The sequence below is a fragment of the Streptomyces sp. NPDC050121 genome (assembly GCF_044460385.1).
Lineage (GTDB): Bacteria > Actinomycetota > Actinomycetes > Streptomycetales > Streptomycetaceae > Streptomyces > Streptomyces soliscabiei.
In genome coordinates this window covers 180,935-199,545 of the sequence record NZ_JBITJV010000013.1, presented here as the reverse complement: position 1 = coordinate 199,545, position 18,611 = coordinate 180,935, and the positions used below count along the sequence as shown (strand labels likewise).

The following is an 18,611-nucleotide window of genomic DNA, read 5'->3' as shown; positions in this document are numbered from 1 at the left end:
GGACGTGACCGACGTGGTCGCCCTCGGTGAGGTGATGCTCCGCTTCGACCCGGGCGAGGGGCGGATCCGCACGGCGCGCTCCTTCCAGGTCTGGGAGGGCGGCGGCGAGTACAACGTCGTACGCGGCCTGCGCCGCTGTTTCGGACTGCGCACGGCGGTCGTCACGGCGCTGGCCGACAACGCGGTCGGGCGGCTCGTCGAGGACCTCATTCTGCAGGGCGGCGTCGACACGTCCCTCCTCCGCTGGGTGTCCGCGGACGGCGCGGGCCGCACCGCGCGCAACGGCCTGAACTTCGTCGAGCGCGGCTTCGGCATCCGGGGCGCGCTGGGCGTCAGCGACCGTGCGAACACGGCGGTGTCCCAGCTGCGCGCGGGGGACGTCGACTGGGACGCGCTGTTCGTGTCGGGCCCGCGCTGGTTCCACACCGGCGGCATCTTCGCCGGCCTGTCGGAGACCACCGCCGACGTCGCGGAGGAGGCCATGGCGGCCGGCCGCCGCCACGGCGTGACGGTCTCCTACGACCCCAACTTCCGCCCAAGTCTGTGGGCCGGCCGGGGCGGCGCCGACCGGGCGCGCGAGACCGATCTGCGGCTCGCCCGCCACGCCGACGTCGTGGTGGGCGCGCTGGGCCTGGCCGGGAAGCGTCCGGGCGGCTCGCCCGTCCCGGCCGCCGAGGTGCCGGACGCGCTCGCCGAAGTGGCCGCCCTGGTGCCCGAGGCCAAGGTGCTGGCGACCCCGCTGCGCAATGTCCCCTCGGCCGGGGTGAACGACTGGTCCTCCGCCGCGTGGTCGGCGGCGAGCGGCTTCGTCGGCGGCCCCGAGATGCCCGGCCTGCACGTTCTGGACCGGGTCGGTTCCGGCGACGGCTTCGCGGCCGGACTGATCTACGGGCTGCTGACCGGCGCCGGGCGGGGCGGCGCCGACGTCGGGGCAGCGGATCTGCGCCGCGCGCTCGCCTACGGCACCGCTCACGGGGCGCTCACCATGACCACGCCCGGAGACGTCTCCATGGCCTCGCTCGCCGAGGTCGAGGCCCTCATGGCGGGCGGCTCCGCCGCCGTCAGACGTTGATCCCGCCGGCAGCCGGCCCGACGAACCGCACCTTCGAGGAGCTCCCCTTGCGCAACCGGAAGATCGCCCACACCTCGGTCGCACTCACCGAGCTCGGTTTCGGCGCCTCCGTGATCGGCAACCTGTACCGGATCACCCCGCCCCACGAGGCGGCGGCCACGGTGGAAGCCGCCTGGGAGTCCGGCATCCGGTACTTCGACACGGCGCCGCACTACGGTCTCGGCCTGTCCGAGCGCCGCCTGGGAGCGGCGCTGCGGGACCGCCCTCGGGACACGTACGTCGTCTCCTCCAAGGTGGGCCGTCTGCTCGTCCCCAACGAACGGCCGAGTGGGGTCGACAGCGAGGGCTTCGTCGTACGGGACGATCTGCGCAGGGAGTGGGACTTCAGCCGGGACGGCGTACTGCGCTCCATCGAGGCGACGCTGGAGCGCACCGGCCTGGACCGCCTGGACGTGGTCTATCTGCACGACCCCGACGAGCACTGGAGGCAGGCCGCCGAGGAGGCCATGCCGGCGCTGGCGGAACTGCGCGACCAGAAGGTGATCGGGGCGATCGGCGCCGGTATGAACCAGTCGGCCATGCTCGCCCGTTTCCTCCGCGAGACCGCCGCCGACGTGGTGATGCTGGCCGGGCGCTATACGCTGCTGGACCAGTCGGCTCTGGACGACGTCCTGCCGGCCGCGCAGGAGCTGGGAAAGAGCGTGGTGGCGGTCGGTGTGTTCAATTCGGGGCTGCTTTCCCGCGAGCGGCCCGCCGCGGGCATGAAGTACGACTACCAGGACGCCCCGAAGGATTTGGTCGAGCGTGCCCGGGCGATCGCCGAGGTCTGCGAGGCGCACGGTACGACGCTTCCCGCCGCGGCGATCGCCTTCCCGCTCGCGCACCCCACTATCATCAACGTCACCCTGGGTATGCGGCATCCGGAACAGGTCACACGCAACGTGGAACTCCACCGTCGGCACATCCCCGAAGGACTCTGGGACGACCTTCGTGCCCGGAGGCTGATCAGGTCGGACGTGTCCGCCGAGGACACTGACGGAAGGAGTTCGCGGTGTCTCTGACCGACAAGGCCATAGAGCAGATCCGTGAGTTGATCCGGACCGGTGCTCTCCCACCGGGCTCGAAGCTGCCCCCGGAACAGGAGCTGGCCGGCCAGCTGGGGCTGTCCCGCAACCTCGCCCGGGAAGCGGTCAAGGCGTTGTCCGTCGCCCGGGTCCTGGAGGTCCGCCGGGGCGACGGCACCTATGTGACCAGCCTGCAGCCGAGCCTGCTCCTGGAGGGTCTCGGCGGTGCCGTGGAGCTGCTCCAGGGCGACTCGGCGGCGCTGCTGGACCTGATGGAGGTACGACGGCTCCTCGAACCGGTGGCCACCGCACTCGCGGCCACGCGGATCACCGACGCCCAGCTGGCCGAGGTGAAGCAGCATCTGGACGCCATGCGCGAGGCCCGCGACGACGTCGAGCGGCTCAACGCCCACGACGCGGCCTTCCACCGCGCCGTCGTCTCCGCCACCGGCAACGAGAGCCTGCTCACCCTCCTGGAAGGCGTCTCCGGTCGCACCCTGCGCGCCCGCATCTGGCGCGGCCTGGTCGACACCCACGCGGCGGGCCGGACCCTCGCCGAGCACGAGGCGATCTTCCGGGCCCTGTCCCGCCGCGACACCGCCCTCAGCCAGGCCGCCGCCCTGCTGCACGTGAGCAGCACCGAACAGTGGCTGAGAGAACACCTCGACTCCACCGACACCGGGGCCTGAGGCGCGCGGCGCGACGGCTCACTCCTCGATGCGGTCCACCAGCCCCCGGACCAGGGCGCGTCGACGGCGACGGTCCGGCCGTCGAGGACCAGGAACAGGGTCCGCCTGCGGCCGATCCGGCGCGGCAGGCCCACCGTGCCGCCGGCGCCGGGGATCAGACGGCCTGGGCATCCGGCCGCCGTGAACGCGCGATCGTCTTGACGGCCCCCGGCCCCCGGCCCGCGGTCAGTGCGACTCGCGGCTCACCTCGGACCCGCTCGAGCCGACGAGAAAGTCGAGGTCGGCGCCGGTGTCGGCCTGCAGGACGTGGTCCACGTAGAGCCGCTCCCAGCCACGCCGGGGGCGGGCGAAGCCGGTGAGGGTGGCCTCGTCGGGGGTCCTGCGGGCGAGTTCGTCGGCGGGTACGTCGACGTCGATGCGGCGGGCTTCTACGTCGAGGGTGATGAAGTCGCCGGTCCGCACCAGCGCGAGGGGTCCGCCGGCCGCGGCTTCCGGGGCCACGTGCAGGACCACGGTCCCGTAGGCGGTGCCGCTCATCCGGCCGTCACAGACCCGGACCATGTCGCGGACGCCTTGTTCGAGCAGCTTCTTCGGCAGTGGCATGTTCGCCACCTCGGGCATGCCCGGGTAGCCCTTGGGGCCGCAGCCGCGCAGGACGAGCACCGAGTCGGCGTCCACGTCGAGTCCGGGGTCGTCGACGCGGGCGTGGAAGTCCTCGATGGAGTCGAAGACGACGGCCCGGCCCCGGTGGCGCAGCAGGTGCGCGGAGGCCGCCGCCGGTTTGATGAGCGCGCCGTCCGGGGCGAGGTTGCCGCGCAGGACGGCGATGCCGCCCTCGGCGACCAGCGGCTCGGCGCGGGTGCGGATGACGTCGGTGTCCCAGATGGGGGCGTCGTCGAGAGAGTCGAGGAGTGGCGCGCCGGTCACGGTCAGCGCGTCGGGGTCGAGCAGGTCGCGTACCTCGCGCAGGACGGCGAGCAGGCCGCCGGCGCGGTGGAAGTCCTCCATGAGGAAGCGGCCGGCCGGCTGGAGGTCCACGAGGACGGGCACGCGGGAGCCGATCCGGTCGAAGTCGTCCAGCGTGAGGGCGATGCCCGACCGGCCGGCGATCGCCAGGAGATGGACGACTGCGTTGGTGGAGCCGCCGATGGCGGCCAGCGCGACGATCGCGTTGTGAAAGGACGCCTTGGTCAGGAAGGTTCCCGGCCGCCGGTCGGCGCCCACCATGTCCACCGCCAGCCGGCCGGTGCGGTGCGCGGCCTCCAGCAGCCGGCTGTCCGGCGCGGGGGTCCCGGCCACGCCGGGGAGTACCGTGCCCAGCGCCTCCGCCACCAGCGCCATCGTCGAAGCCGTGCCCATCGTGTTGCAGTGCCCGCGGCTGCGGATCATCGCCGACTCGGAGCGGGCGAACTGCTCCTGGGAGAGCGTGCCGGCCCGGACCTCCTCCGACAGCCGCCACACGTCGGTGCCGCAGCCCAGCGGGGCGCCGCGGAAGGTGCCGGTGAGCATCGGACCGCCGGGCACCACGACGGCGGGCAGGTCCACCGAGGCGGCCGCCATCAGCAGCGACGGGATGGTCTTGTCGCAGCCGCCCAGCAGGACCACTCCGTCGACGGGGTTGGCCCGCAGCATCTCCTCCGTGGCCATCGCCGCCATGTTGCGCCAGAGCATCGCGGTGGGCCGCACCTGTGTCTCGCCGAGCGACACCACGGGCAGGTCCAGCGGGATCCCGCCCGCCTCGTAGACGCCGTTGCGCACGGAGGCCGCGACCTCGTTCAGATGCGCGTTGCAAGGCGTCAGGTCGGACGCGGTGTTGGCGATGGCGATCTGCGGGCGGCCGGTGAAGGCGTCGCCCGGCACACCTCGTCGCATCCACGCCCGGTGGATGTAGGCGTTGCGGTCCTGACCCGCGTACCACTGTGCGCTGCGGAGCTTCACGATGCCCCTTCCAATAGTCGGTACGTCGGTCTACTGTTCGGAACGCGATGAAGCCTACGCAGACGTCCGACGGATCGACAGACCCCGGCGAGCACGGCGCACCGGGGACCGAGGGCGGCCGCCTGGTGGGCTCGGACCGGGTGCTCGCGGTCCTCAAGGAGCTCGCACGGTATTCCGAAGGGGTGGGGCTCGAGGAGCTGACCCGGGTGATGGGCAGTCCCAAGCCGACCGTGCACCGGGCGCTGGGCGCGCTGCGCCGGGCCGGACTGGCCGAGCAGGACGCCCACGGGCGCTATGTCCTGGGGGACGAGTTCCTGCGCATGGCGTTCGCTCATCACGAGGCCCGTCCCGAGCATGTCCGGGTCCGTCCCGTGCTGGTCGCACTGGCCCACCGGTTCGGCGAGACCGCGCACTACGCGGTACTCGACGGCCATGAGGTCGTCTACCGCGCCAAGGTCGACCCGCCCAGCGGCGCCGTCCGGCTGACGTCGACGATCGGCGGCCGCAACCCGGCCCACGCCACCGCCGTCGGCAAACTCCTCCTCAGCCGGCGGTTGAGCTCGCCCGCTGACGTCGAGGCATGGATGGGCGGCTCGCCGCCGGAGCGCCGGACGCCACGGACGCTCTGCGCGGCCGCCGACCTCCACCACGAGCTGGCAGCCACGCTCGAACGGGGCTACGGCGTCGACGACCAGGAGAACGAGACGGGCGTCAACTGCCTTGCCCTGCCGGTGTACCTGACCTCCCCGACGACGCCCTCCGGCGCCCTCAGCATCAGCGCGCTGGCCTACCGGACGCCGCTGGCCACCCTGGTCGACGCGCTCGACGAGATCCGCGACCTGCTCGGACCTTTGGGCCGACCCCACGCCTGAACCCCCAGCCCGCAGACGACCGCACCCTGGAGAAAGCCCCCGTGTACCTCATGCGCATCGGCGCCCCCGGCGCCGAGAAGCCCGTTGCCCGCATCGACGACGAGACGTACGTCGACCTCTCCGACGTCGTCACGGACTTCGACGAGGCGTTCTTCGGCTCGGAGGGCGTCGACCGGGTCCGCCCCGTCGTCGCCGAGCGCGCGGCGGCGGGCCGCGTGTCCCGCTTCGCCGGAGAGCGCGTCGGCGCACCCGTCGCACGCCCGCACCAGATCCTCTGCATCGGGCTCAACTACCGCGACCACGCGGCCGAGAGCGGCATGCCCGTCCCCGACGAGCCGATCCTGTTCACCAAGTCCCCCAACACCCTGATCGGCCCGCACGACGACGTTCGCATCCCGCGCGGCTCCGCCAAGACCGACTGGGAGGTCGAGCTCGGCATCGTCATCGGCCGCCGCACCAGCTACCTCGACTCGGTGGACGAGGCCCGCGACGCCATCGCCGGGTATGTCGTCGTCAACGACGTAAGCGAGCGCGCCTTCCAGTTGGAGCGCGGCGGTCAGTGGGCCAAGGGCAAGTCCGCCGAGACCTTCAACCCCGCCGGCCCGTGGCTGGCCACCGCCGATGAGATGGACGACGTCCTCGCGCTGGACATGTGGCTGGACGTCAACGGCGTCCGCCGCCAGACCGGCAACACCAAAACGATGATCTTCGACCCGTATTTCATCGTGCACTACCTGAGCCAGTTCCTGGTCCTGGAGCCCGGCGACCTGATCAACACCGGCACCCCGCCCGGCGTCGGCATGGGCCTCACCCCGCCCGTGTATCTCCGGCCGGGCGACGTCATGGAGCTGGGCATCCAGGGCCTCGGCGCCCAGCGCCAGCGCGTGGTCGCGCCGAGGTGAGCAGCCGTTCCCTGCGCGCCTTCGTGCTGACCCGTCCCGGTGAGTACGAGGTCCAGGAGCTCCCGGCGCCGACGGCCGGCCCCGGCGAGGTCGTCGTCGACGTCGAGCGGGTCGGCGTCTGCGGCACCGACGTGGAGTTCTTCACCGGCGCGATGGCCTATCTCCACCAGGGCCACTCCTCCTACCCGATGCGGCCGGGCCACGAGTGGGCCGGCCGGGTGGCGGCGCTGGGTGACGGGGTCGACCCCGGCTGGCTCGGCCGGCGCGTCATGGGCGACACCATGCTCGGCTGCGGCGGCTGCCGCCGCTGTCTGCGGGGTCACCAGCACGTCTGCGAGGAGCGGAAGGAGGTCGGCATCCGGGGCGGCCAGGCCGGTGCGCTGGCGGATCAACTGGCGGTGCCGGCTTCCTCGTTGCACGCCCTGCCCGACTCCGTGGACGCGGTGCTCGGTGCACTCGTCGAGCCGGGCGGCAACGCCCTGCGCGCCGCCCGGGCCGCCGCGCGGCAGCCGGGGGACCGTGCGCTGGTCCTGGGCCCCGGGACGATCGGGCTGCTGGTCGCGATGTTCCTCCGAGCCGCCGGCACGGAGGTCCACCTGATGGGCGTCACCGCCGACTCCCTCGCCTTCGCCCGCGGCCTGGGCTTCGAGCATGTGTGGACGGAGGGTTGCCTTCCCGATGTGCCGTTCGACGCCGTCGTCGACGCCTCGAACGCCGCCCATCTGCCGGACGTCGCCCTGCAGTTGGTGGAGCCGGGCGGCCGTGTGGTGTACATCGGGCTGGCCGGCGAGCCCAGCAGGATCGACACCCGCACGCTGGCTCTGAAGGACGTGCGGGCCGTGGGCGTGCTGTCCGCCTCCCCCGGCCTCGACGCGACCATCCGGGCCTACGCCGACGGGACGGTCGACCCCAGGCCGCTCGTCGCCGCCACCGTGAGCCTCGACGGGGCCGGCCCCGTGCTCGCCGGCCACCGCCCGCCCGGCGCCGGCCCCGGCCCCAAGATCCACGTCGACCCCCGACTGCGGCCAGGGCTTCACAGCGACCGTTGACGAACTCGACCGCGACTCCCGGCTGCCCGACGCCACCTGCGCCGAACCGGCCGCGCAGGAAGGCCTCGACGACCGGCAGATGATGGACCTGGTGTTCCCCGGCGTGCCGGGGCGGGCGCTTCGGGCACGCGGGCAGGGCTCGCCCCGACGCGGATGGTGGGCGAGCCCTGTCCGCCTCCGATTCTGGGGTCCCGGCCCCCGTCGAGCCCATGAGTGCGGGGGCGCTTGCCGTGGTGAACGGCGCACACCCCGTACGAGCGACCCACACCCCGCGCCCCTCCGCACGCGTGACCGGTGTCCCGGTGGGGAAGGCGCGCCCCGACGGGGTGCCTTCGGACACCCGCGTCACCGACCCGCTTGATCGCCCACGCCCCGCGGCGCGCGATACTGGCCTGCGTACGCCTTCGTCTCGTCGCCCGCCCTCACGAATGGACTCATGCACATCTCCGCGACCGCTGCGCCCACGACTCCCTCCACGGTGTGGCAGACCCGTGGCCGTCACACCGGCCCCGCCGCGCCGGACGTCCTGCGCGACCACCTCCAGGCGCTCAAGGACGCCGGGACCGTCCAGGACTTCATGGAGCTGCCCGACGCCGACACCCCCGAGGGGGAGACGGCCTTCGAAGCCCGGTGGCCGGTGGCGGAGGAGGTCACCGTCCGTGCCCGGCTCACCCTCGGCGAGTGGTCGGGCCGCGGCCAGGAGTGGACACTGACGGCGGAGGCGGAGCGGCCGTGGGACCTGCGGTGGCCCTCGCCCGCCGGCCTGTTCTGGCCCTGGGAGGCGGACACCGCGTGGGGGCACGAGACCGTGGCGGGCGAGCGCTTCCTCGACACCAACCCGCTGCCGGCCGACGAGAAGGAACTGCGGCGGAAGCTCCGCAACGCCGTGCGCGACACCTGGGCCGTCCACGTCGTCGTCCACGAGGCGATGACGCCCACCGAGCAGGGCCGCCGGTCACTGGTTCCGCTGCTGCCGCCCGGCCTGCACCACCGGGTGATCGAGCACCGGGCGGCCCCGCACCAGCTGCGTACCGTGAACTGGGCGCTCAAGGAGTCCGGGGTGGAGGTGCCGCGCGGCGGTGCGCTGGTACTGCCCGGCGCTCCCGCTCCGGCCGACTACGACGCCGCCGGCTTCTCGGTGCGCAGTGTGTTCCTCGACGGCACGCATCCCACCGAACTCCTGGACGCGGTACGGCGCTTCGCCGCCCTGCCCAAGCCGCTGCCGGAGGGCGGCGACGCCGCGCTCACCGTGCTGCGGGAGCAGTGGCAGCTGCTGACTTTGGAGGAGGAGCTCGCGCGCGAACGCCGGCTCGTGGCGATGTACAAGGAGGCGCTGGAGGCGATGACGGAGTCCCGCGACCTGTACCGGGAGGCCGCCGAACACGCCCACGAGGCGCTGGCCGCGTACCGGGAGGCCGCCGCCGAGGCCGGCGAACCGCGTCCGGCGCCGGCCAGGAAGAGCGGCTCCCCCTTCCAGCAGCTCGGCCGGACCCTGGAGCGCCTCAGGGAGTCGACCAAGAGCCTGCGCCCGCTGTCGTCGACGCCCGCCTCTACCGCACCGGACGGCTCCCCCGCACCGGACGGCCCTCCCGAGCGGCACGAGACCGACACCCCAGACGCCGACGAACCGGGGCCGGGCGACCGCTGAGGCCGGCTCTGGCACGTCCTCCCAGAGGGGGCGCCCCACTCCCGGTGGTGTGACAGTGAGTAGTGGTGCGATGGTGCTCGTGTGAGCTACGTCCCATGCGGTAATCCCGCCGGAAACGGGAATTCGGAAACCGAAAGCGGGGAAATCGACAGACAGGACCCCAGGACCGGGTCCGGACAGAGAACGACAAAGAGAGCAGACGCCGCGCGACGGACCACCTGGGAGGGCCCGTGGATGCGCCAACCACGCTCGTCGTCGTCGCGGCGGTCTCGGCCGCGGCTCTGCTCGCCGTGGCGGCCGCGGTACTGGTGCGGCTGGTCCGCACCCGCAGGAACCTGAGGCGGGCGGGGCTTCCCACCGGCCCGCGCTGGGTGTTCTGGGGTGCGGTCCTGTATTTCGTGCTCCCGACCGACCTCCTGCCGGACCCCGTGTACCTCGACGACATCGGCGTCCTCCTGCTGGCGCTGCGTTCCCTGCGCCATGCACCCGATCGAGCCCCCGACCACGCCCCTGAGCACGTCCCCGACTGACCGCTCCGGAAGACGTTTTCACGCCCGCTCGACCCGATCTCCCCTGCTCCGCGCCCTGTTCGGTGGCCCCACTCCCCGATGATCACGGAGAGTAGGGAAACCAACCACCCGTTCGATTCGTATAAGTGACTGAAGGTCGCGCCAATCCAGCACCACGCAGCGGGCCCGAGTGACGTCGCACAGCGGCACCGCTTGATCGAGGCAGTACCGACGAGGGAGAGACGATGCAACCGTTCACGCTCAACTACGCACGCCCTGCGGCCGAGTTGGAGTTCAGCACTCCGTACGCCTATGACCCCGCAATGCAGTTGAACGTAACTCTCGACGGCCGGATCGCCGCTCGTGACCACGCGCTTTTGAGAGAACTCGGGACCACGACCTCGACGGCGGGCTCCAAGACCCACTTCGACGACTGAACACGGGCCGACGAACATGACCGTGCTCATTCTGACCTGTGAAGAGGACGTCACGGCGGACATGGTGGTCGTGCACCTGAACGCCGCGGGCGTCCCGGTCGTCCGGCTCGATCCCGCCGACCTCACCCATACCGTCGCGCTGTCCGGCGAGTACGTGCACGGCGCGTTTCGGGGTCATCTGTCGTCCGCCGGACGGCTGGTGAGCCTCGACGGGCTGCGGTCGGTGTGGATCCGCAGGCCCGGCGCCGCGGCGGCCCGGGCGCCGCAGCCGTCCGCGTGGCTCACGGAGGAGGCCTCGCAGGCGCTGTACGGCATGCTCCGCGGTACCGGGGCACGCTGGATGAACCACCCGGACGCGTCCCTGCGCGCCCGGCACAAGCCCTGGCAGCTGCGGCTCGCCCAGCGCAGCGGCCTGCCGGTGCCGGCCACGATCGTCACGACGTTCCCGCAGGCGGCGCGCGAGTTCGCGGACCGCTACCCGGATCTGGTGGTCAAGCCGGTGTCCGGGGCGCATCCGCAGGATCCGCCCCGTGCGGTGCCCACCACCCGGGTCCCCCCGGGCGCCGACTTCGCCGCCGTCGCCTACGGTCCGACGCTGCTGCAACGCCGGGTGGCCAAGCGGGCCGACATACGGCTGACCGCGGTCGGCGACCGCCTGCTGGCCGCCCGCAAGGAGACGGTCCCCGGCGGCGACCCCGACGTGGTGGACGTGCGTTTCGCGCCCTCCACCACGCCGTGGCGTCCCGTCGACGTCCCGCCGCGCCTCGGCGAGGCCGTTCGGGTGTATCTGCGGGAGGCGGAACTGGCGTACGGGGCCTTCGACTTCGCCGAGGACGCCGACGGGACCTGGTGGTTTCTGGAGTGCAACCAGTCGGGGCAGTTCGGTTTCGTGGAGGTGGACACCGGCCAGCCCATCGCCCGCACCATCGCGGAGTGGCTCGCCGGGTCGTCCCCGGAGCGCGGTGCCCGGCCCGCCGACCGGTGCGGCTCCACCGCCTCCTGACGCGCGGACGCGGCGGGAGCTCCAGGGAGCCACCGCCGCGCCGGGTCCGGCCGCGGACCGTCCTCAGACAGCCAGGGACAGTCCGCTCTCCCCGTCCTTCACGGGCAGCTCCTCGGCGGGCGGCGGCGGCGCCGCGGACGCGAGCAGGGTGTCCGCCGCGGCCACCGCCTCGCGGACGTCGGCCGTGCCCATCAGCACGCACAAGGTGTACGTCACGTCCTGCAGTTCACGAGCCGTCTGCGGCCTCTCCCTCTCCGCCTGAGCGATCTTCAGCGTCGCGTACCGGGTCAGCAACGTCCTGGCGACCTTAGGGTCCGGAACGATCACGAGCGCCCCTCTCTCTGTTTTGCGCTGCGTGTGCCCGGACCTGGGCGATTCATGCCTGTCGGCCCGTCATGTCACCCGCCGGGGTCATGATCCGGCCATCCCGCCCGTACCAGCGGCCCTCCCGGTGCCCGTGTCAGACGACGGCGTCCAGTTCCGCGAGTTCGTCGGCCGTGAGGCGGAGGTCCGGCGCGGCGAGCGAGTCCAGGATCGTCTCGGGACGGCTCGCGCCCGGGATCGGCACCACGACGGGCGACTTGGCGAGCATCCAGGCCAGGCACACGCGCTGCGGGCTGACGCCGTGGGCCTCGGCGACATGGGCGAACGGGGCGTAGGAGGAGCCCAGTTCACGGGCGCGGGAGATGCCGCCGAGCGGGCTCCACGGCAGGAAGGCGATGCCGAGCTCGTCGCACAGGCGCAGTTCGGGCTCGCTGGAGCGGAAGGCCGGGGAGAACTGGTTCTGCACGGAGACCAGCCGCCCGCCGAGGATGTCGTTCGCCTGCCGGATCTGCTCGGGGTTCGCATTGGAGATGCCGGCCGCGCGGATCTTGCCCTCGTCGAGCAGTTCCCGTACCGCGCCGACGGAGTCCGCGTAGGGGATCCGCGGGTCGGGGCGGTGGAACTGGTACAGGCCGATGGCCTCCACGCCGAGCCGGCGCAGCGACGCCTCGCAGGCGGCCTTGAGGTGTGCGGGGCTGCCGTCCAGGGTCCAACTGCCGTCGCCGGGGCGCAGATGGCCGCCCTTGGTGGCGACCAGGACGTCGCCGCCCCGGTCGTGGCCGGCGAGGGCCTTGGCGATCAGGGTCTCGTTGTGGCCGACCTCGTCGGCGTGGAGGTGGTAGGCGTCCGCGGTGTCGATCAGCGTCACGCCGGCGTCCAGCGCGGCGTGCACGGTGGCGAGGGAACGTGCCTCGTCCGGCCGCCCCTCGATCGACATGGGCATCGCGCCCAGGCCGATCGCGCTGACGTCCACGTCCCCGATGCGGCGGGTCTCCATGTACGCGTGACCTCTCTCGAATGTGCTGCGGAAGCGGGAAGTCCGGTGTTCCGGAAGGTGATTGCGGCACACCGGACGCATCCAGCCTGGCCCCGGCGTCGGCCGTGGGTCCAATGGAAGAAACCGAACGCATTCAGCAGTACGGGAGCTGAATCGTGGTGCGGGCGGGTGCGCGTGCGGCGAACTATCCTCGGGCCGGTGAGCCTGGAGACGCCGACCCTGCGGTCCCTGCTGGCCTTCGAGGACGGCGACGTGGTGCGGCTGGTGTGCGCGCCCGCCGCGCCCGACACCGTCGTCACGCGGATCGCCGTCGGTCTGGACGATCTGGGTCCGCGTCCGCAGCACCGGGGGTCCGCGGAGGGCGAAGGTGTCCTGCTGCTGGCCGTGGGCGCCGCCCCGGACGCCGGGACCGTGCGGGAGGCCGCCCGGCGGGGCGCCTGCGCCGTCGTTCTGGGCGAGGTGCGGGACTCGCGCGAGGGGGCCGCGGGCGAGGTGGGCGACGCGGGCGACGCGGGCGAGCCGCTCACCGGGCCGGTGGCGGCGGCCCGGGAGTCCGGCATCGCGCTGCTCGCCCGCGCCGAGGGCGCCGACTGGGCCGAGGCCGCCGCGCTGCTGCGGTCGGCGCTGTCCTACGCCCGGGCCGGCGACGGCGAGGACGCCGACGCGCTCGGGGGCCCGGCGGCGCCCTCCCTCGCCGTCCTGGCGGCGCGGGTCGCGGCGCAGGTGAAGGGGTCGATCACCATCGAGGACACCCGGTTGCGCGTCCTGGCCCACTCCGCCACCGGCCCCGGCGCCGACGCGCTGCGCCGGACCGTGATCCTCGGCGGCCGGGTGCCCGACTGGCGGGTCGCCGAACTGCGGCGCAGCGGGCTGCTGCGCGCGCTGTGGACCTCCGAGGACGTCATCCACCGGCCCGCCGACGGCGACAACCCGGAGCGCCTGGTCGTCGCCGTGCGCAGCGGGCGCGAGGTCCTCGGTTCGATCTGGGCCGCCGCGGACGACGCCGCCCTCGCCCCGGACGCCGCCCGGTACCTGCGGACGGCCGCCGGGCTCGCCGCCCCGCTGCTGGTGCGCGAGCGGCTGCGCGAGAGCGGCACGGCGCACCGTCGGGAGGCCGCGCTGCGCGGTCTGCTGCGGGGCCTCGGGGACCGGCGCACCCACGCCTGGTCGCTCGGTCTGTCCCCGGACGCGCCGTGCGCGGTGGTGGTGGCCGAGCGGCAGCCGGGCGCACCGGCCGACGACCGGGCCCTGGACGTCCTCGTCCTGGAGGTCTCCGCGCACCGCCCGGGGACCGGGATCATGCGCGAGGGCGACCGGCTCGCGCTGCTGCTCACCGGGGCCGCCTCGGCGGCGGACCACGAGGCCGCCGTACGGGGCGTCGTACGCGATCTCGACGCGGTCGTGTCCTCGCTGCCGGGGTCGGCGGCGGTGTGGTTGGGCGTCGGTCCGGTCGGCACTCCGGAGCGGGCCTGTCTGTCCTACGAGCGGGCGGTGCTGGTCGTGCGGGCGCTGCGCGAGCGGGAGGCGCGGGCGTCGGCCGCCGGACGGCCCCGGCCGCCGCGGCACGCCGACGCGGCCGGGGCGGGCGCGGCGCTGGAGGTGCTGCGGATCCTGGACGCGGCGCGCCCGGTGTGGGAGTCCGGCGGCGGGCCGGTCCACGACCTGATCCGCACCGACCTCGCGGCGGGCGGCGAGCTCGTGCGGACCCTGGCGGCGTACCTCGACGCCGGGGGCGACGTCGCGGAGGCGGCCCGTCGGCTGGTCGTGCATCCCAACACGCTGCGTTACCGGCTGGGCCGGGTCAGGGAGCGGTACGGCGTGGATCTGGACGATGCCGACGCCCGGCTGCTGCTGACCCTCGCGGTGCGGCTGGCAACGAGGCCGCCGGAACATTGACCTTGTGCGTGGACACGAAGGTTCCGGTTGACTTTGTGCGGTACCCCAAAGACGTAGGGGTGGCGCGGGGGCGAGTCTGGACGTGTCACCGCCACTCGGTGACGCCCCTTCCTCGTCCGAAGGAGACCAGAACGTGCTGCTCCCCACCGAGAACCATCACACCGGTGCCGACTCGCGGGTCGCGCTCGCCGTCCGGCAGGCCGTCACGGACGGGCTGCTCGGGGAGGACCGGCCGGTGGCCGGCTTCGTCGACGTCCGGGGGGTGCGCGAGAGCGTCGCCGCCCTGCACGAGGCGTTCGCGCACGTGCCGGACGTCCTGCACACCTTCGCCGCCAAGGCCTGTTCGCTGGTGCCCGTGCTGCGGCTGCTCGCCGACGCCGGCATGGGCTGCGAGGTGGCGAGCCCCGGGGAGCTGCGGCTGGCGCTGGACGCGGGATTCGCGCCGGCGCGGATCGTGCTGGACTCGCCGGCCAAGGCCCGGCAGGAGATCGGGGAGGCCCTCGCCCTGGGGGTCGCGCTCAACGCGGACAACCTCGACGAGCTCGACCGGATCGACGCGCTGCGCCCCGCGGACTGCGCCTCGGTGCTCGGACTGCGGGTCAACCCCCAGGTCGGCGGCGGGTCCATCGGCGCGATGAGCACGGCGACCGCACACTCCAAGTTCGGGGTGGCGCTGCGCGATCCCGGGGCGCGGGCCCGGGTGATCGAGGCGTTCGCTCGGCGGCCGTGGCTGACCCGGCTGCACGCGCACGTGGGCTCCCAGGGCTGCCCGCTGTCCCTGATCGCGGAGGGTCTCGCGGCGACGCACCGGCTCGCCGAGGAGATCAACGACCACGTCGGCCGCCGCCAGGTGACCAGCCTCGACCTGGGCGGCGGACTGCCGGTGAACTTCGCCGACGACACGGTCACGCCCACGTACGCCGACTACGTCGCCGCGCTGACCGCCGCGGAGCCGGCCCTGCTGGACGGCCGCTACCAGGTGGTCACCGAGTTCGGCCGCTCCCTGATCGCCAAGAACGGCTTCACGGCGGCGCTCGTCGAGTACGTCAAGGACGCCGGCGGCCGGCGGGTCGCCCTCACGCACGTCGGCGGGCAGGTCGCCACCCGTACCGTCCTCATGCCGCAGGCCTGGCCGCTGCGGGTGTCCGCGTACGGCCCGGACGGAACGCCCAAGCGGACGCCCCTCGTGCGGCAGGACGTCGCCGGGCCGCTCTGTTTCGCCGGGGACGTCGTGGCGCACGACCGGCCGCTGCCGGCGCTCGCCGAGGGGGACGTGGTGGTCCTGCACGACACGGGCGGCTACTACTTCTCGGCGCACTGGTCGTACAACAGCCTGCCGAGGCCCGCCGTGTACGGGTATCTGGCCGACGCCGGTCGGCTCACGTTCGCCACGGTCCGGGCCGCGCAGACGCTCCGGGAGATCTCCGCGGAGAGCGGCCTGGCCCAGGCGGACGCCCTGCTGACGGGTTTCGCGGCCCCGGCGCGCCCCTGACGGCGTCCGGCACGCATCAACGGCCCGATCCGGAGCACCCGGCATCCCATCCCCTGAGGAGGAGAGAACCGTGCTCTGGGTCGCCGTACTGCTGTTGCCGCTGCTGTCCGTCCTGCTGGCGCTCCTGGACCGGGTCGAGGACCGCCTGTTCGCCCCAGCCGGGGACAGGCGGCGTCATGCCGCCCCGCGGCGGCATCTCCGGCTGGTGCGGGGCGCTTCCCCGGGCGCGGGGACGGACGACGCCCGGGCGGCCTGAGCGGCTCGGACGGGGGTGTCCTGGACGCCGCCGGTGTGCGAGGCTCGCCCACGGCCGGCTTCGGCCACTCGGCATCGGCAGGAAGAGTCAGCGGTATGCGCATCGGTCTGCTCGGCACCGGCCCCTGGGCCCAGATGGTGCACGCGCCCGTCCTCCAGGCACACGACCAGCTGGACTTCGTCGGGGTGTGGGGACGGCGCCCCGAGGCCGCGAAGGAACTGGCCGACCGGCACGGGACCCGGCCCTACGACGACGTCGACGCCCTGTTCGCGGACGTGGACGCGGTGGCCGTCGCGCTCCCGCCGGACGTCCAGGCGCAGCTCGCGGTGCGGGCCGCCGGGGCGGGCCGTCATCTGCTGCTCGACAAGCCCGTCGCCACGACGGCGGCGGGAGCGCGCGCCGTGGTGCGGGCCGTGCGGGAGGCGCGGGTCGCGTCGGTGGTCTTCTTCACCACCCGGTTCATGCCCGAGGCCGGCGACTGGATCGCCGAACAGGCGGACACCGCGGGGTGGTTCACGGGACACGCCCAGTGGCTGGGGGACGTCTTCCACGGTGAGAGCGGCCATCCGTTCGCCACGCCCTGGCGCGGGGAGAAGGGCGCCCTGTGGGACGTGGGGCCGCATGCGCTGTCCGTGCTGCTGCCGGTCCTCGGCGAGGTCCGCCGGGTGACGGCGGCGGCCCACGGCCCCGGTGACACGGTCCACGTGGTCCTGGACCATGTCACCGGCGCCTCCAGCACCCTGACGCTGAGCCTGACGGCCCCGCCCGCGGCGACGGACGCGAGCGTCGAGCTCCGCGGCACGTCCGGGGTCACCCGGCTCCCCCGCTCCGGCACGGACGCCGCCGCCGCTCTCACCCGGGCCGCCGACGCCCTCCTCGCCGCGGCCCGCGACGGCCGCCCCCACCCCTGCGACGCCGCCTTCGGTCTGCGCGTCACCGAGATACTCGCCGACGCACAGGCCCTGTTGACGGACGCGGCCCGCTGACTCAGTCGTCCTCGAAGGGTTCGTCGCTCCACCGGAACCAGGCCCGGTCCCCCTCGATGTGCAGCAGGAACTCGGGGACCGGCCCCCGGGGCGAGACCATCGACACCCGGCGGCGTATCCCGGCCGCGACGGCCTCCCACTCCTGCCGGTCCTCGTCCTCCAGGAGCGCCAGTTCCCGGGTGAACAGGGGCTCGACGGCGGCGTAGCCCGGTCCGGCGGTGAAGTGTCCCGACAGCCAGGGGAAGTCGGCCTCGTCGACGACGATCTCGCCGATGTCCTCCCGGCCGTCGGCGCCGTGCACGCGCCAGACCTCTGAGTCGAACCCCATCGCGCCTCCGTCGTCCGCGGCCGATCACACCGAAGGACAGCCTGTCACCCGGGTCCGGCATTTCGGTTCTCAGCCGAGCTCGAAGTTCACCCGCTCCCGGACCACCGGGTAGCCGGCCTTCGTGAAATGGGCCGCCATGGGGAAGTTGCCCTGGTCGGTCGCGCCGGCGATGAACTCGGCGCCCCGGTCGACGAGATAGTGGGTGCACTCGGCGAGCAGGTCGTAGGCGTAGCCGTGGCCCCGGTGTTCCGGCAGGACGCCGATGAAGCCGACGCAGGGGCCGGAGGGGTTGTGGGCCGGGATGTGCAGGCCGGCCAGGTCTCCGTCGGGGGTGCGGGCGATCTGCCACCACTCGCGTGGGGACGGGCACCAGCGGAAGAAGTCCAGCTCCTCCTGGGCGGCCAGGTCGAGGCCGCCCTTCGCGACGGCCCTGCGGGCATGGGCGTCGAGGGTGTCGGAGTGGATGCGGCGCAGGGCGTCGAAGAAGACGGCGTCGTCGGGTTCGGGGGCGAAGCGCAGGCGTCCGGGGCGTTCGGGAAGCCCGCACCGCGGGGTCCATCGGTACACGAAGCGTTCCACGAGCGGGGTGTGGCCGGCCGCGCGGGCCGCTCGGTGCCGGGCCTCGGCGGCGGCCCGCATGACGGGGTCGGCGCGCCAGCCGCCGGGCATCACCAGTTCCAGGCCGACCTGCCAGGGCGCGGTGCGCAGGAGTTCGGCGGCGGCCTCCTCCTCGCCTCGGGCGAAGTCGAACCACTCGACGGCGAGGGGTTCGGTGTCCTCGGGCCCGCCCCACCAGGCGGCGCGGGCGACGACCCGGCCGTCGCGCAGGGCGACGCGCTTCCACTGCGGGCGGTACCGCACATGGCCGAACGCCTCGGCGGCGCGCAGCGGGTCGGGCAGGGTGTCGAACAGATGGACGTCGCTCTCGTCGAGAGCGCGGATGACCAGATCGGTCACGGATTCCTCCGGGTCGCGTACGGCGTGGTGCGCTCCCGGGCGTCGGACGACCGTCAGAAGGGGCACGCCGGGGTCACGGGGTGGGAGCGCGGGACGGGTGTGGACTTCATGGCGCTCGCCTCCTTCCGTGGGTTTCCGGGCGTGCGGTCACACCGTAGGGGTGGTTCGCGGTCGAGGTCCATCGGTTTTTCG

The 18,611-nt window shown here is 73.6% G+C and carries 19 protein-coding genes; 14 read left to right on the top strand and 5 right to left on the bottom strand.

Annotation, left to right across the window (positions count from 1 at the left end):
• Positions 1 to 4 precede the first annotated feature (4 nt).
• The 3 genes from ACIBTS_RS21640 to ACIBTS_RS21630 are packed head-to-tail and all read left to right on the top strand — an operon-like array spanning position 5 to position 2,825.
• Positions 5 to 1,072, top strand: a complete 1,068-nt coding sequence (locus ACIBTS_RS21640; RefSeq protein ID WP_399321410.1) for a sugar kinase — start codon at positions 5 to 7, stop codon at positions 1,070 to 1,072.
• 47 nt (positions 1,073 to 1,119) lie between these two features.
• On the top strand, positions 1,120 to 2,133 hold the full coding sequence (locus tag ACIBTS_RS21635) for an aldo/keto reductase (protein WP_399321317.1): 1,014 nt from the start codon (positions 1,120 to 1,122) through the stop codon (positions 2,131 to 2,133).
• Positions 2,124 to 2,825, top strand: a complete 702-nt coding sequence (locus tag ACIBTS_RS21630) for a FadR/GntR family transcriptional regulator (protein WP_399321315.1) — start codon at positions 2,124 to 2,126, stop codon at positions 2,823 to 2,825. The genes ACIBTS_RS21635 and ACIBTS_RS21630 overlap by 10 nt, the downstream gene beginning before the upstream one ends.
• 225 nt (positions 2,826 to 3,050) lie before the next feature.
• Here ACIBTS_RS21630 and ACIBTS_RS21625 read toward each other — a convergent pair whose 3' ends face one another.
• Entirely contained in the window at positions 3,051 to 4,763 is a 1,713-nt protein-coding gene (locus ACIBTS_RS21625; protein WP_399321313.1) for an IlvD/Edd family dehydratase, read from the bottom strand.
• Positions 4,764 to 4,810: 47 nt separating this feature from the next.
• Here ACIBTS_RS21625 and ACIBTS_RS21620 point away from each other — a divergent pair, with 47 nt between their 5' ends.
• The 7 genes from ACIBTS_RS21620 to tgmB all read left to right on the top strand — a co-directional run bounded on the left by ACIBTS_RS21620 (position 4,811) and on the right by tgmB (position 11,183).
• Complete coding sequence (locus tag ACIBTS_RS21620) at positions 4,811 to 5,635, top strand: IclR family transcriptional regulator (RefSeq protein WP_399321312.1); 825 nt, start codon at positions 4,811 to 4,813, stop codon at positions 5,633 to 5,635.
• Between the two features lie 41 nt (positions 5,636 to 5,676).
• Positions 5,677 to 6,537 (top strand): fumarylacetoacetate hydrolase family protein, encoded by an 861-nt coding sequence (locus ACIBTS_RS21615; RefSeq protein ID WP_319670204.1) that lies wholly within the window; start codon positions 5,677 to 5,679, stop codon positions 6,535 to 6,537.
• On the top strand, positions 6,534 to 7,586 hold the full coding sequence (locus tag ACIBTS_RS21610) for a zinc-binding dehydrogenase (protein ID WP_399321310.1): 1,053 nt from the start codon (positions 6,534 to 6,536) through the stop codon (positions 7,584 to 7,586). Before ACIBTS_RS21615 ends, ACIBTS_RS21610 begins: the two co-directional genes overlap by 4 nt.
• Positions 7,587 to 8,022: 436 nt before the next feature.
• On the top strand, positions 8,023 to 9,234 hold the full coding sequence (locus tag ACIBTS_RS21605; RefSeq protein ID WP_399321308.1) for a hypothetical protein: 1,212 nt from the start codon (positions 8,023 to 8,025) through the stop codon (positions 9,232 to 9,234).
• Between the two features lie 230 nt (positions 9,235 to 9,464).
• On the top strand, positions 9,465 to 9,764 hold the full coding sequence (locus tag ACIBTS_RS21600; protein ID WP_399321306.1) for a YkvA family protein: 300 nt from the start codon (positions 9,465 to 9,467) through the stop codon (positions 9,762 to 9,764).
• 224 nt (positions 9,765 to 9,988) lie between these two features.
• Positions 9,989 to 10,180, top strand: coding sequence for a putative ATP-grasp-modified RiPP (gene tgmA, locus ACIBTS_RS21595; protein ID WP_399321304.1), 192 nt, complete (start codon positions 9,989 to 9,991; stop codon positions 10,178 to 10,180).
• A 16-nt stretch (positions 10,181 to 10,196) separates the two neighbouring features.
• Positions 10,197 to 11,183, top strand: coding sequence for an ATP-grasp ribosomal peptide maturase (tgmB, locus tag ACIBTS_RS21590; RefSeq protein ID WP_319670200.1), 987 nt, complete (start codon positions 10,197 to 10,199; stop codon positions 11,181 to 11,183).
• Between the two features lie 63 nt (positions 11,184 to 11,246).
• Here the strand turns inward: tgmB and ACIBTS_RS21585 are convergent, their stop codons facing one another.
• Both ACIBTS_RS21585 and ACIBTS_RS21580 read right to left on the bottom strand, forming a co-directional pair.
• A complete protein-coding gene (locus ACIBTS_RS21585; protein ID WP_399321301.1) occupies positions 11,247 to 11,510 on the bottom strand; it encodes a DUF5133 domain-containing protein in 264 nt (87 codons plus the stop codon).
• Between the two features lie 133 nt (positions 11,511 to 11,643).
• Positions 11,644 to 12,504, bottom strand: coding sequence for an aldo/keto reductase (locus ACIBTS_RS21580; RefSeq protein ID WP_319338941.1), 861 nt, complete (start codon positions 12,502 to 12,504; stop codon positions 11,644 to 11,646).
• Between the two features lie 198 nt (positions 12,505 to 12,702).
• On the opposite strand from ACIBTS_RS21580, the gene ACIBTS_RS21575 reads away from it, so the two are divergent.
• The 4 genes from ACIBTS_RS21575 (at position 12,703) to ACIBTS_RS21560 (ending at position 17,134) form a co-directional block, all read left to right on the top strand.
• On the top strand, positions 12,703 to 14,400 hold the full coding sequence (locus ACIBTS_RS21575; protein WP_399321300.1) for a PucR family transcriptional regulator: 1,698 nt from the start codon (positions 12,703 to 12,705) through the stop codon (positions 14,398 to 14,400).
• Positions 14,401 to 14,533: 133 nt separating this feature from the next.
• A complete protein-coding gene (locus ACIBTS_RS21570) occupies positions 14,534 to 15,892 on the top strand; it encodes a diaminopimelate decarboxylase (RefSeq protein ID WP_399321298.1) in 1,359 nt (452 codons plus the stop codon).
• A 70-nt stretch (positions 15,893 to 15,962) separates the two neighbouring features.
• On the top strand, positions 15,963 to 16,148 hold the full coding sequence (locus tag ACIBTS_RS21565; RefSeq protein ID WP_319670195.1) for a hypothetical protein: 186 nt from the start codon (positions 15,963 to 15,965) through the stop codon (positions 16,146 to 16,148).
• 95 nt (positions 16,149 to 16,243) lie between these two features.
• Complete coding sequence (locus ACIBTS_RS21560) at positions 16,244 to 17,134, top strand: Gfo/Idh/MocA family protein (protein ID WP_399321296.1); 891 nt, start codon at positions 16,244 to 16,246, stop codon at positions 17,132 to 17,134.
• A 1-nt stretch (position 17,135) separates the two neighbouring features.
• Here the strand turns inward: ACIBTS_RS21560 and ACIBTS_RS21555 are convergent, their stop codons facing one another.
• Both ACIBTS_RS21555 and ACIBTS_RS21550 read right to left on the bottom strand, forming a co-directional pair.
• Complete coding sequence (locus ACIBTS_RS21555; protein WP_399321294.1) at positions 17,136 to 17,462, bottom strand: hypothetical protein; 327 nt, start codon at positions 17,460 to 17,462, stop codon at positions 17,136 to 17,138.
• A 69-nt stretch (positions 17,463 to 17,531) separates the two neighbouring features.
• Positions 17,532 to 18,419, bottom strand: coding sequence for a GNAT family N-acetyltransferase (locus ACIBTS_RS21550; protein ID WP_319670192.1), 888 nt, complete (start codon positions 18,417 to 18,419; stop codon positions 17,532 to 17,534).
• Positions 18,420 to 18,611 lie beyond the last annotated feature (192 nt).

What these genes read in the sequence shown, in the direction of transcription:
- ACIBTS_RS21620 (WP_399321312.1), top strand. Translation starts at nt 4,811, where the DNA reads ATGAAGCCTACGCAGACGTCCGACGGATCGACAGACCCCGGCGAGCAC.
- ACIBTS_RS21605 (WP_399321308.1), top strand. Translation starts at nt 8,023, where the DNA reads ATGCACATCTCCGCGACCGCTGCGCCCACGACTCCCTCCACGGTGTGG.
- tgmA (WP_399321304.1), top strand. Translation starts at nt 9,989, where the DNA reads ATGCAACCGTTCACGCTCAACTACGCACGCCCTGCGGCCGAGTTGGAG.
- tgmB (WP_319670200.1), top strand. Translation starts at nt 10,197, where the DNA reads ATGACCGTGCTCATTCTGACCTGTGAAGAGGACGTCACGGCGGACATG.
- ACIBTS_RS21580 (WP_319338941.1), bottom strand. Translation starts at nt 12,504, where the DNA reads ATGGAGACCCGCCGCATCGGGGACGTGGACGTCAGCGCGATCGGCCTG.
- ACIBTS_RS21560 (WP_399321296.1), top strand. Translation starts at nt 16,244, where the DNA reads ATGCGCATCGGTCTGCTCGGCACCGGCCCCTGGGCCCAGATGGTGCAC.
- ACIBTS_RS21555 (WP_399321294.1), bottom strand. Translation starts at nt 17,462, where the DNA reads ATGGGGTTCGACTCAGAGGTCTGGCGCGTGCACGGCGCCGACGGCCGG.